The organism is Oerskovia sp. NPDC057915, from assembly GCF_042887685.1.
In the GTDB taxonomy this organism is placed as follows: Bacteria; Actinomycetota; Actinomycetes; order Actinomycetales; family Cellulomonadaceae; genus Oerskovia.
Window position 1 is genome coordinate 1 of the sequence record NZ_JBHVOS010000024.1, and the last position, 14,503, is coordinate 14,503.

Sequence of the window (14,503 nt, forward strand, 5' to 3'; positions counted from 1 at the left end):
CGCCCCCCACCCCCACCACCCGTTCTCACAACTTGCCCCCCACACGCTCTCGACCTCGCGACCCGCGCCCCCCCCCCCCCCCCGGGCCCCCCCCCCCCCCCCCCCCACGGCCGCGGGTCGTCGGTGCAGCCCGCACGAGCGGCGCTGCGCCAGCCCCATGACGCGGGCCGGTACCCGTGTCGCACGACTACGGAGGCTCGATGTCCGCCCCACAGATCACGCCCACCGACACCGCCGTCGGCGCTCCGGAGGACTCCGGGCCGCCCGAGGGGCCGCGCAGGGTCCGCCCGCGCCGGGACCGCGACGGGTCGCACGCCCGGAACTACAGCCCCGGGTTCTTCGCCAAGCTCGCCCTCATGGCCGTCATCGACGCGCTGGGCGTGTACGTGGTCTGGTCCGCGTGGACGGCTGAGTCGTACGGCATCCTCGCCGCGTCTGCGGCCATGCTGGTCGCCGCCAACTGGGTCTACTTCTCCAAGCGCGCGCTGCCGCTCAAGTACATCCTGCCGGGCCTGATCTTCCTGCTTGCGTACCAGATCTTCGTGGTGGCCTACACGGGCTACATCGCCTTCACCAACTACGGCACGGGGCACAACTCGACCAAGGAGCAGGCGATCGAGGCCCTGCTCGTGCAGAACGAGCGCCGCGTCGAGGGGTCCGAGTCGGCTCCGCTCACGGTCGTCGAGGACGGCGGCACGCTCGCCTTCGCGATCGTCACGCCCGACGGCGACGTCGAGGTCGGGTCGGCCGAGCAGCCCCTGACCGTGGTCGACGACGCGACGGTCGAGGCCGGCCGCGCGACCGCTGTCCCCGGGTACACGGTCCTCGAGCGAGGCCAGGTGCTCCAGCGCCAGGAGGAGGTCACGAACCTCCGCGTGCCCGTGTCCGACGACCCCGAGGACGGGTCGATCCGTACGCCTGACGCGATGACGGGCTTCGTCTACACCTCGACGCTCGAGTACGACGACGCGGCCGACACCATGACGGACACGACGACCGGGACCGTCTACAGCCCCAACGACGACGGCCAGTTCGAGGCTGCGGACGGCACGACGCTCGCCGTCGGCTGGCGCGTGGCGGTCGGCTTCGACAACTTCGTCACGGCCTTCTCCGACGGGCGCTACGCGCAGCCCTTCGTCAAGATCCTCGCGTGGACGTTCGTGTTCGCGATCGGTTCCGTGGCGACCACGTTCCTGCTGGGCCTGTTCCTCGCGATCACGTTCAACGACGTGCGCATGCGCGGCCGCAAGATCTACCGCGTGCTCATGATCCTGCCGTACGCGATCCCGGGCTTCCTCGCGGCGCTGCTGTGGTCGGGCCTGCTCAACACGAGGTTCGGGTTCATCAACGAGGTCCTGCTGGGGGGAGCGGAGATCCCGTGGCTCACCGACCCGGTGCTCGCGAAGCTCTCGGTGCTCTTCGTGAACCTGTGGCTCGGCTTCCCCTACATGTTCCTGATCTGCACGGGCGCCCTGCAGTCGCTGCCGTCGGACGTCATGGAGGCCGCGAAGATCGACGGCGCCGGCCGCTGGCGCACGTGGCGCTCGGTCACGCTGCCGCTGCTGCTCATCTCGACGGCACCGCTGCTCATCTCGTCGTTCGCGTTCAACTTCAACAACTTCACGCTCATCTACATGCTCACCGGGGGTGGTCCACGGTTCGGGGACGCCTCGGTCCCGCTGGGGCACACCGACATCCTGATCTCGATGGTCTACCAGATCTCCGGGGTCGACGGGTCGGCTCCGAAGAACTTCGGGCTCGCGAGCGCGCTGTCGATCGTCATCTTCGTGATCGTCGGCACCATCTCTGCCCTGGCCTTCCGGAGCACCCGCAAGTTCGAGGAGATCAACTGACATGGCGACCACCTCCGTCTCCGCTCCCGTCGGCTCGGCGGGCTCGTCCTCCGGCGGCGCGTCCGGTCCCGAGGGCCGCACGCGCATGAAGCCCGGCCGCTGGTTCAGCGAGCTCGGCTGGCGTCACCTCGTGGGCGTCGTCGCGGTCGTGTTCTCGGCGTTCCCGCTGGTCTACGTGCTGTCGGCGTCGCTGTCCGAGAACGGGACCCTCACGGGCTCCAACACGCTCTTCGCCGACGTGAGCTCGGTCAACTACGCGGAGCTCGGCGACTCGCTGTTCTGGACGTGGATGCTCAACACGCTCGTGATCGCGGTCGCGACGTCGGTCGGCACCGTGCTCATGGGCGCCGCCGCGGCGTACGCCTTCTCCAGGTTCCGCTTCACGGGTCGCCGCACGGGCCTGACGTCGCTGCTGATCATCCAGATGTTCCCGCAGATGCTCGCGTTCATCGCGATCTTCCTGCTGCTCCTGAGCCTCGGCGACGTGGTCCCGGCCCTCGGCCTGGACAGCAAGCTGGCGTTGATCTGCGTGTACCTGGGTGGCGCGCTGGGCGTGAACACGTTCCTCATGTACGGCTTCTTCAACACGGTCCCGCGCGAGCTCGACGAGGCCGCGAAGCTCGACGGCGCGACGCACGCGCAGATCTACTGGACGATCATCCTGCGCCTCGTGGCGCCGATCCTGGCCGTCGTGGCGCTGCTGTCGTTCATCAGCACGTACGGCGAGTTCATGATCGCCCGCATCGTCCTGACCTCGGAGGCCAACTGGACGCTCGCGGTCGGCCTGTACGGGTGGGTCTCGTCGCTGCGCGAGGCGAACTGGGGCCTGTTCACCGCGGGCGCCGTCATCTCGACGCTCCCGGTGCTGGCGCTGTTCCTCTACCTGCAGAAGTACATCGTGGGCGGTCTGACGGCCGGCTCGGTCAAGGGCTGACCCGTGAGCACCACCGCGCCCGACGACGCCACGTCCGCCGGGAGGACCACCTCGCCTCGCGAGGTGGTCGCCCTGGCCGCGCACCACGACGGCTCCGAGGTCCACGTCCCCGGCGGCACCCCCGCCCTGGGGGACGTGGTCCCGGTCCGGGTGCGCGTGCCACGTGTGCCCGGCGGGCCGGACGCGCAGGTCCGGGCCGTGTGGCTGCGGACCGTGCGCGACGGCGAGCCGCGCCTCTCGCAGGCCCGGCTCGAGAGCGAGGACGAGCACGAGTCCTGGTACGTGGCCGACGTCCTGGTCCACAACCCGGTCACGGGCTACCGGTTCTTCCTGGACGTCCCGGGCGGGTACCGGTGGCTCAACGGGCGCGGGGTCTTCGACCGTGACGTGCCCGACGCCGCGGACTTCCGCCTGACCGTGCACCCGTCCGCCCCGGCCTGGATGGGCGACGGCGTGGTCTACCAGGTCTTCCCGGACCGGTTCGCGCGCTCGGCCGAGGCGGACGACCGACCTGTCCCGGACTGGGCGCAGCCCGCCGACTGGGACGACGAGCCGCTCGCGGCCGGGCCCGGTGTCGGGACGCAGTACTACGGCGGCGACCTGCGGGGGATCGAGGAGCACCTGGACCACCTCCAGGCGCTGGGCGTCGGGACGGTCTACCTGACCCCTGTCTTCCCGGGGCGCTCGAACCACCGCTACGACGCGAGCACGTTCGACCACGTCGACCCGCTGCTGGGCGGCGACGAGGCGTACGCGTCGCTCTCGCGGGCGGTGCACGAGCGCGGCATGCGCCTGCTCGGCGACCTGACGACGAACCACACGGGTGCGGGCCACGAGTGGTTCGAGCGTGCGCACGCGGACGAGTCGAGCACCGAGCGCGACTGGTTCTACTGGACGCCGGGCGAGCCCGGGTACGTGGGCTGGCTCGAGCACGCGTCGCTGCCCAAGCTCAACTACGGCTCGCCCACGCTCGGGGCGAGGATGATCGACGGGCCGGGCTCCGTCGTCGGGCGCTACCTGGGGGAGCCGTTCGCGCTCGACGGGTGGCGCATCGACGTCGCGAACATGACGGGCCGCTACGCCGACGAGGACCGCACGCTCGAGATCGCGCGCCGCATCCGTGCGACCATGCGTGACATCAACCCCGACGCGGTCCTGGTGAGCGAGCACTTCCACGACGCCTCGGGCGACCTTGCGGGCGACGGCTGGCACGCCAACATGAACTACTCGGCGTTCACGCGACCGATCTGGACGTGGCTCGCGCCGCACGACTCGACCGTCCCGTTCCTGGGGCTCCCCGTCACGACGCCCCGCCGTGGCGGTCGCAGCATGGTCGAGACCATGCGCGACTTCGACGCCGTCCTGCCGTGGGCCGTGACGTCGCGCCAGTGGAACATGCTCGGGTCGCACGACACCCCGCGCCTGCGCTCGATCGTGGGCTCGGCCGAGATGGTCGAGGTCGCCGCGACGCTCCTGCTGACCTACCCCGGCACGCCCGTGATGTTCGCGGGCGACGAGGTCGGGCTCACGGGCACCAACGGCGAGCACGCACGCGTGCCCATGCCGTGGGACCGCCCCGACCGCTGGGACGGCGGGACGTTCGAGGTCTACCGGCGGCTCGTCGCGCTGCGCCGGGGGAGCCGGGCGCTGCGCGAGGGCGGGCTGCGCTGGCTCGTGGTCGACGACGACGCCGTGGCGTACCTGCGCGAGACGCTCGACGAGCGCGTGCTCGTCGTCGTCGCACGCGACGCGTGGGCCGGGGCCCGCCTGCCGCGGCACCTGCTCGACGGGGCCGACGCCGAACGGCTGTACGGGGGCTTGTCCCTCGACGTGACGCCGGACGGCCTCGACGTGACGGCCGCTGGCCCGGCCGTCGGCGTCTGGCGGCTGGCCTGAGCCGTCCCCCTGGCCCGAGCTGCGCACGGGCGTCCACCGGGGCTGCAGGCGCGGGTCGAGGGGGCCTGAGGCGCACCCGTCCGCGGCGGAGCCCTGGGAACGAGCACCACGGCTCCGCGCGGCGTCGATAGGGTGGGACCCGTGCCCCACACGATGCCAGGAAGCGCCCTCGGATACTCGGTCGACGACGTCGAGCGCTGGGTCCCCGAGCCGCCCAAGAGCAAGGCCCGCACGCCCTTCGAACGGGACCGCGCGCGCGTGGTCCACTCCTCGGCGCTGCGTCGGCTCGGTGCCAAGACCCAGGTGCTGGGGCCGGGCTCCGACGACTTCGTGCGCACGCGCCTGACGCACAGCCTCGAGGTCGCGCAGGTGGGTCGGGAGATGGGGCGCGCGCTCGGGTGCGACCCGGACGTCGTCGACACCGCGTGCCTGGCCCACGACCTGGGGCACCCACCGTTCGGGCACAACGGTGAGCGTGCCCTCGCGGAGATCATGGCGGACCACGGCGGCTTCGAGGGGAACGCCCAGACGTTGCGGCTCCTGACACGCCTCGAGCCCAAGGTCTTCGCCGCGGACGGCACGCCCGTGGGCCTCAACCTGACCCGTGCGAGCCTCGACGCGAGCGTCAAGTATCCGTGGCGCCGGGGCGAGGGGCCCGTGCGCGCGGACGGATCCACGACGCACAAGTTCGGCGTCTACCCCGACGACGTGCCCGTCTACGCGTGGCTGCGCGAGGGCGCCCCCGAGCACGTCAAGTGCATGGAGGCCCAGGTCATGGACCTGGCCGACGACATCTCCTACTCGGTGCACGACGTCGAGGACGCGATCGTGGGCGGCAAGCTCGACCTCGCGGTCCTCGCGGACCCCGACGAGCGCGCGCGCGTCGTGGCCGCGGTCCGCGCCTGGTACGGCGACGCGTACACCGCGGACGAGCTCGACGCCGCGATCTCCCGGCTCGAGGCGACCGGCCACCTGATGCAGGGGTTCGACGGGTCGCGCCGGGCGCTCGCGGCGCTCAAGGACTCGACGAGCCAGCTCATCGGGCGGTTCAGCGGGTCGGCGCAGGCCGCTACGCGTGAGGAGTACGGCGACGGTCCGCTCACGCGCTACTCGGCCCGCCTGGTGGTCCCGGAGACGACGTCCGCGGAGATCCTCGCGCTCAAGGGCATGGCGGTCGCGTACGTCATGGCCCCGCGCGAGCAGGAGCCGCTGCACCACCAGCAGCGGCAGGTCCTGGCGGACCTCGTCGGGGTCTTCATCGACAAGGCCCCCGGTGCGCTCGAGGCGCCCTTCGCGGCGGACTGGGTCGAGGCGCCCGACGACGCCGCTCGCCTCCGCGTCGTCGTCGACCAGGTCGCGTCGCTCACCGACGTGAGCGCCTACCAGCTCCACGAGCGGTGGGTCTCCGGGCCGCGCTGACCCGTTGGACGCGGCGACGGCCCGGCCCCCGGTGGGGGTCGGGCCGTCGCTGTGCTCGATGTGTTCGCTGTGTTCGCTGTGCTCGATGACCTCGGGGCCTCGCGGGCGGGTGCCCGTGCCTGTCGCGGGGCTTGCTCAGCCGAGGGTGGTCGTGAGCTGGGCGACGAACTCGTCGAGCGCGTAGGGGATGCTCAGGACGGTCGGTGCGGAGGTCGCCATGGCGTAGTCCATGCCGACGACGCGGATCACGCGGTCGTCGACGACCGAGGGCAGCGCCGCGAACAGCGGGTTGCCCACGAGGGTGTCGTAGACGGTCTCGTCGACGTCGATGAGGATGAACGCGTCGGCGTCGAGCGTCGGGACGAGCTCGGAGCTGACCGAGACCGACGACGCGTCCTCGGCGCCGCAGACCGTGAGGGTGCCCGGGGACGGGACGAGCCCGATCTGGGTCAGCAGCTCGATGCGCGGGTCGGAGGGGCAGAAGACGATGAGGCCGCCCTCGCCGTTCATCGCGTACGTGATTGTCTTGCCCTGGAGCTGCGGGTTGGCCGCGGCGGTCTCGGCGACCTTCGTCGCGACGCCCTCGACGAGCTCGTCGGCCTTGGCGGGCTGCCCCAGGGCCGCGCCGATCATCGTGGTCTGGTCCTGCCACGACGTCTCCCACGCGGAGCCCGGGAACGCGAGCGTCGGGGCGATCTCGGAGAGGCGTTCGTAGGCCGTGTCGGTGATGCCCGAGTAGACGGCGACGATCACGTCGGGACGCAGGGCCGCGATCTGCTCGAACGGGACGTCGGGGTTGCTCGTGAGCAGCTCGGGCGTGGCGCCCTCGAAGGTCTCGGTCAGCCAGGGAAGGATGTCGTCCTCGATACCGGGGCCCGTGAACCGCTCGATGCCCACGGGGACCTTGCCGAACGCGACGACCGCGTCCTGGCTGCTCCAGCCGATGGTCACGACCCGCCGAGGCTCGGCCTCGATGGTCGTCGAGCCGTACGTGTGCTCGATCTCGACCGGGAACGCGTCGGCCTCGGCGAGGCTCGTCGCGGCGACGTCAGCGCCGCCCGCGGGGGCCGGCGTCGAGGCGTCGGTCCCTCCCGTCGAGCAGGCCGCGAGGGCGGACACGGTCGTGAGCATGGCGACGGCGCCCAGGAGGCGGCGTCGGGGAGCGGTGCGACGGCGGGTGGTGGTCGGGGTCATGAAGGGTCCTCCGTCGGGCGTATCGCTGTGCGACTCGACGCCCGCTAGTTAGATGAGCCTAGCCTTAGTTGGCGCGACGAAGGCGAGGCTAACCCGGGCGGGATCGAGAAATCCTGCCAGCGATGACCGATTTCCCGCCAGGCTCAGCGGCCGGGCGCTCCGAGCAGGCGCGCGTACGCAGCAGGCGACATGCCCGTGGTGCGGCGGAAGACCGTGACGAACGTGCTCGGGCTCGAGTACCCGACCTCGCGCGCGACCTCGCGGACCGGGCGACCCTCGGCGAGCAGGACGAGGGCCGCACCCGTGCGCGCGAGGATGCGCCACTGCGCGAACGAGAGCCCCGTCTCCTCGACGAACCGGCGCATGAACGTGCGCGGGCTCGTGCCGATCTCCGACGCCCAGGCGTCGAGCGATCGACCGTCCCCCGGGTGCGCGAGCAGACTCTCGGCGACGAGCAGCAGGTCGACCTCGCGCGGCATGCGCAGCTCGATGCTCGCGACCGGCAGCGGCACCATCTGCTCGACCGCGAGCGCCTGGAGGCTGTGCCGGCTGGGGTCCGGCATCACGGCCGACACGTCGTGCAGGAGCAGCTCGCGCAGCAGCGCGCTGACCGGAACTCCGACCACGCTCTCCCACCGCGGCGCGACCTGGTCGGGATTCAGGTAGGTCGCGTAGACGGTCACGTCCGGATCGGCCCGGACCCTGTGCCGCGTCCGTGCGGGAAGCCAGATCCCCAGCGTGGGCGGGACCAGCCACCGTCGACCCAGGGCCTCGACGTCGAGCGGTCCACCCTCACCCCAGACGAGCTCGTGCTCGTAGTGGACCTCGTCGGGCCACTCGCGCGCGTGGCCCGGCTCGAACACGTTGGTCGCGAGGCTCCACGGGTCGGCGACCATCCGCCCCTCCGGAGCCAGGTAGGGCACCGCGGGCTCCTCGGTGAACGACGGAGCACCCCAGAGGCGGATGCTCCCGGGGTGCTCGTCGATCGTCATGGGCAGGACGTTACCGCCCCTGCCCGCCCGGCCGGTCGGTGGACCGGCCCGTCCTGGCGCGCGGGCGGCCGGCCGCTCAGCCCGCCGGCTGCTCGCTCATCCAGGCGTCGCTCGCGCGCTGCACGTCGTCGGGAGTGACGGAGTCCGCGACCGTCGTGAAGTACCAGCGGTGCCCGAACGGGCAGCGCACCGAGGCCTGGCGGAAGCCCTCGAACCAGTCCGCGGGCTCGGACGTGCTCGTCGCGCCCGCGGCGATGGCGCGGGCGTACGCGGCGTCGGTGTCGGGGACGGGCACGGTGAACGACACGGGCGTCGGGCCCGTCGGGTCGGGGGCCACGGAGCCCGCGCCGGGGAACTCCTGGGCGACCGTGAACGTCGAGAACCCGGATGCCGTGGGCAGGCGCAGGTCGGAGTGGATGATCGCGTCGCCGGCCGTGATGACGTCGTCGACCTCGGCGCCGAACGCCGCGGTGTAGAAGTCGATGGCCGCGCGCGCGTCGGAGACGGCGAGGTTCGGGTGCAGGGCTGACATGTCCATGGTTCCTCCAGTGGTCGGTGCTGCCGGTTCATCCATCGTCGTGTCGGTGCGCGGTGGCAGTCTTGGAGGAATGCGACACGTACCTGCGGGCGCCGGCAGCGCCCCGAGCGGCCTCGACGCCCCGAGCGGCGGAGTACCGTCCACCACGTACGGCGTGGTGGACCCCGCCGCCGCGCGCCGGGCGTTCGCGCTCGAGCGCCTGCCCGCCCCGGCCGACCTCGCGGACCGCGTCGACTGGTTCTGGCTCGTGCGCTGGGACCTGCCCGCCGGGGAGTCGTTCACCCAGACCGTGATCCCGCACCCGTGCGTCAACCTCGTCGCCGAACCGAGCGGGTTCGCGGCCCACGGCATCCCCGACGGTCTCTTCGACCGGACGCTGCTCGGGGCCGGCGTCGTCGTCGCCGCGAAGCTGCGGCCGGGCGCGCTGGCCGTGCCGCGCGGGACGTCCGTGCCGGCGTCGGGCGTCCTGGGGCCGGGGGCCGACGAGGTGGGGGAGCGCGCCCTCGCGCTCGCCCGGCGCGGCCAGGACGAGGCCGCGGTCGGCCTCCTCGTGGACCTCCTGCGCGACCGGCTGGCACCGGACCCCGCGCTGCCGACGGTCTCCCGCGTGCTGGACGCCGCGACGTCGGGCGAGCTCGGCCCGCACGCCCGCGTCGCCGACCTCGCGCGCATCGCCGGGACCAGCACGCGCAGCCTCCAGCGGCTCCTCGGGGAGCGCGTCGGCGTCGGGCCCAAGTGGGTCCTGCAGCGCCACCGTGTCCACCTCGCCGCCGAGCGCCTGGCCGCCGACCCCGGGCAGGACCTCGCGGCGCTCGCGGTCGATGTCGGCTACTACGACCAGGCGCACCTCGCTGTGGACTTCGTCTCCGTGACCGGTCACACCCCGGGCGCGTACGCCCGCCGGTGCGCGGAATCACGGGCCCGGCTGCTGCAGCTCACGTCCTCCTGAGCGGGCCGCAGCGCGGCCCGCTCCGTCTCGGGCACGCGCCCGGCGTGACACGTGGGCGGCGGCACCTACACTCGGGTACGTGGCAGGTCTGATCCGACGCGAGGACGTCGACGCGGTGCGCGAACGCGCGAGGATCGACGAGATCGTGTCCTCGCACGTGACCCTCAAGCCCGCCGGCGTCGGCTCGCTCAAGGGGCTGTGCCCCTTCCACGACGAGCGCTCCCCGTCCTTCCACGTCCGCCCCCAGGTGGGGCGATGGCACTGCTTCGGCTGCAACGAGGGCGGCGACGTCATCTCGTTCGTGCAGAAGATCGACGGTATGACGTTCACCGAGGCCGTCGAGTACCTCGCGGACCGTGTGGGCGTCCAGCTGCGCTACGAGGAGGGCGGCGGCCCGCGTCGCACCGAGGAGCCCGGCAAGCGCCAGCGCCTGCTCGAGGCCCACCGCGTGGCCTCGCAGTACTTCTCCGAGCAGCTCTTCGCGCCCGGCGCCACGGTCGCGCGCGCGTTCCTCGCCGAGCGCAGCTTCGACCGCTCGGACGCCGAACGCTTCGGCGTCGGCTTCGCCCCGGCGGGCTGGGACTCGCTCCTGCGGCACCTGCGCGGGCGCGGCTTCACCGAGGCCGAGCTGATCGCGTCGGGCCTCATGAGCCAGGGCCAGCGCGGCATCTACGACCGCTTCCGCGGCCGCCTCGTGTGGCCCATCCGCGACGTCACGGGCGAGACCATCGGTTTCGGTGCGCGCAAGCTCTTCGACGAGGACCAGGGCCCCAAGTACCTCAACACCCCCGAGACCACGCTCTACAAGAAGTCCCAGGTGCTCTACGGGATCGACCTCGCCAAGCGCGAGATCGCCAAGAACAAGCGCGTCGTGGTCGTCGAGGGGTACACCGACGTCATGGCCGCGCACCTGTCGGGCGTCACGACGGCCGTCGCGACGTGCGGCACGGCGTTCGGCACCGACCACGCGCGCATCGTGCGCCGCCTCCTCGGGGACACGACTGCGGGCGGCGGGCTCCAGCTCGCGTCCGGCGCGTCGCTCGGGGGAGAGGTCGTCTTCACGTTCGACGGCGACGCCGCCGGTCAGAAGGCCGCCGTCCGCGCGTTCGGCGAGGACCAGCGCTTCTACGCCCAGACGTTCGTCGCGGTCGAACCCAGCGGCATGGACCCGTGCGAGCTGCGCATGGCGCGTGGCCCCGAGGGCGTGCGGGCGCTCGTCGACGGGCGTCAGCCCCTGTTCGAGTTCGTCATCCGCACCACGCTCGCCACGTTCGACCTCGACACCGCCGAGGGGCGCGTGGCCGCCCTGCGCGCCGCGGCGCCGGTCGTCGCGGGCATCCGCGACACGGCCCTGCGGCCCGAGTACGCGCGCATGCTCGCGGGCTGGATCGGGATGGACTCCGAGTCGGTGCGTCGCGCTGTCGCTGCGGCGGGCAAGGCCGGGGTCCCGCAGACGCTCCCGGCCCCGGTGCGGGTGGCACCACCCGGGCCCGACGACGCAGCCCCCGCGGCGCCGTCGGGTCCCGTCTTCGCGCAGCCCGACCCGCGCGACCCCGTCGCCCGCCTCGAGAGGCAGGCGCTCGTCGTCGCGCTCCAGTACCCGCAGTACGTGCCCGCCGAGGAGTTCGACGCGTTCACCGAGACGGCGTTCGCGACCCCTGCGTGGCGGGCCGTGCACGACGCGATCCGGGCTGCCGGGGGCATGGCGGGTGCCGCCGCGCACCCGGCCGGGCAGTGGGTCGAGCACGTGATCGAGCAGGCCCCCGAGACCGTCCGCGGCATCGTCAACCAGCTCGCGGTCGCGCCGCTGCCCGAGGACCGCGAGAACGTCATCCAGGGGTACGTGCAGGGCGTGATCAAGGCGTTCGTGGACCTGGGCCTCACGCGGCGCGTCGCGGACGCCAAGAGCCGTCTGCAACGCCTCGACCCGGCCGCCGACCCCGACGCCTACCGTGCGGCGTTCGCCGAGCTGCTGTCGGTCGAGAAGGAGCGCCGCGAGCTGCGCGAGCGCGTCTGAGTCCAGGGGGCCGGCCGCGCGCTCGCCGAGGGTGACGTGCCGAGTCGCCGAGGGTGACGTGACCGGCCGCCGACGGCAACGTGCGTGCCGCACGTGGCGACGCCTGTCGCTCGCCCCTCGTGTCCCGTCGTCGCAGTCGTCCACCCGGTCGCACGACCAGGGCTCGAGGCCGGGCTGTGGACAACCGGTGGCAGGTACCGAGACCGGACCAGGATGGTGGCCGCCGGCCGGCACCACGCGGGAGACAGAGCCCGCACCGTCGCTCATCCGAGGAGATCAACCATGTCCCGTGCCGTCGCTGTGCCCGTCATCGACCGAAGTGCCGTCCTCATCGTCGCGGGGCTCGCGGCTCTCGCGGCCGCCCAGGTCCTGTTCGGGGTGTCCCTCGCCGTCGGGCTGGGCGGAACCGACTACGCCACGTTCTACGCCACGAGCCCGGGCGACGCGATCGCCGCCGCAGTGCTCCTCGCCTCCAGCGTGCTCGGAGCCCTGGCGGGTGCGGTGGCCTTCCTGCTGGGCGTCTACCGCGCGGTCACCAACGTGGACCGCTACCTCGCGTTCCGCGTCGCGATCATGCCCCGACGGGTCGAGACGCCCACTCCCGCGGGGACGGGACACGCGCCGAGCGACCCCGGTCTCGAGCAGACGTTCGGCACCGTGAGATGACGGTCACATCACGGCGAGGTGGCCGGTCCGACCACTGACCGCGACCCGCGCCCAGGAGAGACGCAAGAAGGCCCCTGGTCCGCGTCTCCGCAGACCAGGGGCCTCGTGTCATGCTCCCGCGGTAGGACTTGAACCTACGACCGTCCGATTAACAGTCGGATGCTCTGCCAGCTGAGCTACGCGGGACCGCTCACCCACCGATCTTCACCGGTTGGGCGACCGGAGAAAACTCTATCAGCATCAGAGGGGTAGTCCGGACATCGATCGGAGCCGGTCCTCCGCGGCGTCGATCACAGCCCGCGTCCGGGCATCTTCCAGGTCCACACCAGCCTCGGTGACGACCTGGGAGAAGAGCGAGCCGTCGCTGTCACGGCGCACGGCGACCTTGGCCGTCCGCCCGCCGCCCAGCGTCACGACCTCCGCGAGGACCACCGACGACTGCACCCGTTCACGGACCGTCTGGGCGAGCGCGGTGCGCCGGACGTCCGCGAGGTGCAGGACCAGGGGAGCGGCGCCGTCGACCCACTCGACCGTGATCGACGCGGTGGCCGGGTCGTACCCCGCCTTGTCCACGTCGCACCACGGGCGCGAGGTCGCTGCGTCCCCGGTCGTGGCCAGGACCGTGCGGGTCGCGACCGCCCACGAGCCGTCGACGAGCTGCGCGGAGGCGAGCACCGCGTCCTTCGGGGCGAGGCGCAGGGACCTGCGGGCGTCGTCGGGCAGGGAGCTACGGGCGAACAGAGCCATGCCAGACACGGTACTGCCCCCGCGCCCGTGCGGCGCCCGCCTGCCGGTACGCTTGTCCGCCGAGGGGCAGTAGCTCAGTCGGTCAGAGCATCGGACTCATAATCCGCCGGTCGTGGGTTCAAGCCCCACCTGCCCTACGTTGCAAACGCTAGCGAGTCTCGGGGTTGGCTACATGGGTGGTGTAGCCAGAACGGTAGCCAACTCCGAACCCGAGCGATCCGGACCCGCAGGACGCGCCACCCCTGGTTCAGGTTCCAGTCCGCAACGGGTTTGTCTCGAGCAACATCGATCCAGTAGCCGCCGAAGCGGTCTGGGGACCGGACGACTATGCGATGCACGCCTTCTTCGACGAACTCGAGGCTCGAAGAAGACATGCCCGCACGACTGCTTCCCGGGCAGACGTCGCCCCACGCGAGGCGCACTGTCGGCAGCGAGCCTCATTGATCAGGTCAACCATGGCCCGATCTAGGCAGGGTGTGGCAAGGATCGGGCATGGGCGGACACGTCTCACCCAGTCACGAGCCCAAGTCAACGACCCGAGCTCCAACCAAGGACAGGAAGCCCCGCCCTCCCGAAGGAGGGCGGGGCTGTTCGTCGCGTCCGGGTCAGGCGGTGGGCTGTCCCCAGAGCTTGGCGAGGGCCTCGGTCTCGTTGGCGGCTGCGGGTGCGGTCCACCCGAGGATGACGCCGAGCATGCGGCGGGCCTCGGTCGTGTCCTTGCCCTGGCCCCAGAGCTGGGTCAGGCCCGTGAGCTCGGTCTCGTTGGCGGGTGCGTTGTAGCCGAGCAGGACGCCGAGCATTCGGCGGATCTCTCCGGTGTGCTCGACGGTCTGAGCGAGCTGTGCTGCCTGCGTGGGGGTCAATTCGTCCTCCGGGGTGGGGTTGGGGGTGGGGTTGGTGGGGGGAGTGCCGATGCCCAGGGCGACGCCGCGGGCCGACATGAAGGGGGCAGGGTTCTGCGGGGCGCCGTTGACGCGGGTCTCGAAGTGCAGGTGCGGCCCGGTCGAGTTGCCGGTTGATCCGACGGTGCCGATCTGCTGACCGGCCGCGACGGCTGCGCCGACCGCGACGTGGCGTGCGGTCATGTGCAGGTACCACGTCTCGACACCGCCGCCATGTGCGATCTTGACCATGTTTCCTCCGCCGGAGTCGAAGGCGGAGAAGATCACGGTTCCTGCGCTGGCGGCCCAGATCGAGGCGCCGGACGGCGCCCCGATGTCGGTACCAGCGTGGAGCTTCGTGACTCCGGTAACGGGATTCAGACGCATCCCGTATCCGGAAGTGATACGTCCTACTGC

At 72.1% G+C, this 14,503-nt stretch carries 12 protein-coding genes and 2 tRNA genes; 8 read left to right on the forward strand and 6 right to left on the reverse strand.

From position 1 onward, the window contains the following. Positions 1 to 200 precede the first annotated feature (200 nt). The 4 genes from ACFVQ3_RS15370 to ACFVQ3_RS15385 all read left to right on the forward strand — a co-directional run bounded on the left by ACFVQ3_RS15370 (position 201) and on the right by ACFVQ3_RS15385 (position 6,102). Positions 201 to 1,853: an ABC transporter permease subunit gene (locus tag ACFVQ3_RS15370; protein WP_387640732.1), complete on the forward strand. Its 1,653-nt coding sequence runs from the start codon at positions 201 to 203 to the stop codon at positions 1,851 to 1,853. Position 1,854: 1 nt separating this feature from the next. Beyond that, positions 1,855 to 2,787: a sugar ABC transporter permease gene (locus ACFVQ3_RS15375; RefSeq protein ID WP_138824125.1), complete on the forward strand. Its 933-nt coding sequence runs from the start codon at positions 1,855 to 1,857 to the stop codon at positions 2,785 to 2,787. A gap of 63 nt (positions 2,788 to 2,850) precedes the next feature. After that, positions 2,851 to 4,683, forward strand: a complete 1,833-nt coding sequence (locus ACFVQ3_RS15380; protein WP_387640888.1) for a glycoside hydrolase family 13 protein — start codon at positions 2,851 to 2,853, stop codon at positions 4,681 to 4,683. Between the two features lie 153 nt (positions 4,684 to 4,836). Further along, positions 4,837 to 6,102: a deoxyguanosinetriphosphate triphosphohydrolase gene (locus ACFVQ3_RS15385; RefSeq protein WP_387640891.1), complete on the forward strand. Its 1,266-nt coding sequence runs from the start codon at positions 4,837 to 4,839 to the stop codon at positions 6,100 to 6,102. Positions 6,103 to 6,237: 135 nt separating this feature from the next. Here ACFVQ3_RS15385 and ACFVQ3_RS15390 read toward each other — a convergent pair whose 3' ends face one another. From ACFVQ3_RS15390 to ACFVQ3_RS15400, 3 genes are all read right to left on the reverse strand, one after another. Further along, the gene (locus tag ACFVQ3_RS15390) at positions 6,238 to 7,296 is read right to left on the reverse strand and encodes an ABC transporter substrate-binding protein (RefSeq protein WP_387640735.1); all 1,059 of its coding nucleotides are present in this window, start codon (positions 7,294 to 7,296) and stop codon (positions 6,238 to 6,240) included. A gap of 143 nt (positions 7,297 to 7,439) precedes the next feature. Then, positions 7,440 to 8,288, reverse strand: coding sequence for a helix-turn-helix domain-containing protein (locus tag ACFVQ3_RS15395; RefSeq protein WP_387640737.1), 849 nt, complete (start codon positions 8,286 to 8,288; stop codon positions 7,440 to 7,442). Between the two features lie 76 nt (positions 8,289 to 8,364). Further along, a complete protein-coding gene (locus ACFVQ3_RS15400) occupies positions 8,365 to 8,820 on the reverse strand; it encodes a VOC family protein (RefSeq protein WP_387640740.1) in 456 nt (151 codons plus the stop codon). A 76-nt stretch (positions 8,821 to 8,896) separates the two neighbouring features. Between ACFVQ3_RS15400 and ACFVQ3_RS15405 the strand changes: the two genes are divergently transcribed. From ACFVQ3_RS15405 to ACFVQ3_RS15415, 3 genes are all read left to right on the forward strand, one after another. Continuing rightward, positions 8,897 to 9,775, forward strand: coding sequence for a helix-turn-helix domain-containing protein (locus ACFVQ3_RS15405; protein ID WP_387640741.1), 879 nt, complete (start codon positions 8,897 to 8,899; stop codon positions 9,773 to 9,775). Positions 9,776 to 9,854: 79 nt separating this feature from the next. Next, positions 9,855 to 11,792, forward strand: a complete 1,938-nt coding sequence (gene dnaG, locus ACFVQ3_RS15410) for a DNA primase (RefSeq protein ID WP_387640743.1) — start codon at positions 9,855 to 9,857, stop codon at positions 11,790 to 11,792. 282 nt (positions 11,793 to 12,074) lie between these two features. Further along, positions 12,075 to 12,458, forward strand: a complete 384-nt coding sequence (locus ACFVQ3_RS15415) for a hypothetical protein (RefSeq protein WP_387640745.1) — start codon at positions 12,075 to 12,077, stop codon at positions 12,456 to 12,458. Positions 12,459 to 12,571: 113 nt separating this feature from the next. Here ACFVQ3_RS15415 and ACFVQ3_RS15420 read toward each other — a convergent pair. Together ACFVQ3_RS15420 and ACFVQ3_RS15425 are read right to left on the reverse strand one after the other, a co-directional pair. Beyond that, positions 12,572 to 12,644: transfer RNA gene (locus ACFVQ3_RS15420), tRNA-Asn, on the reverse strand. Positions 12,645 to 12,698: 54 nt separating this feature from the next. Then, positions 12,699 to 13,205 carry a hypothetical protein gene (locus tag ACFVQ3_RS15425; protein ID WP_387640748.1) on the reverse strand — a complete coding sequence of 169 codons (507 nt, stop codon included), beginning with the start codon at positions 13,203 to 13,205 and terminating at the stop codon, positions 12,699 to 12,701. A 63-nt stretch (positions 13,206 to 13,268) separates the two neighbouring features. Between ACFVQ3_RS15425 and ACFVQ3_RS15430 the strand changes: the two genes are divergently transcribed. Beyond that, positions 13,269 to 13,342 (forward strand) — tRNA-Ile (locus tag ACFVQ3_RS15430). Between the two features lie 468 nt (positions 13,343 to 13,810). Here ACFVQ3_RS15430 and ACFVQ3_RS15435 read toward each other — a convergent pair. Next, entirely contained in the window at positions 13,811 to 14,473 is a 663-nt protein-coding gene (locus tag ACFVQ3_RS15435; RefSeq protein WP_387640750.1) for a M23 family metallopeptidase, read from the reverse strand. Between the last annotated feature and the right edge of the window lie 30 nt (positions 14,474 to 14,503).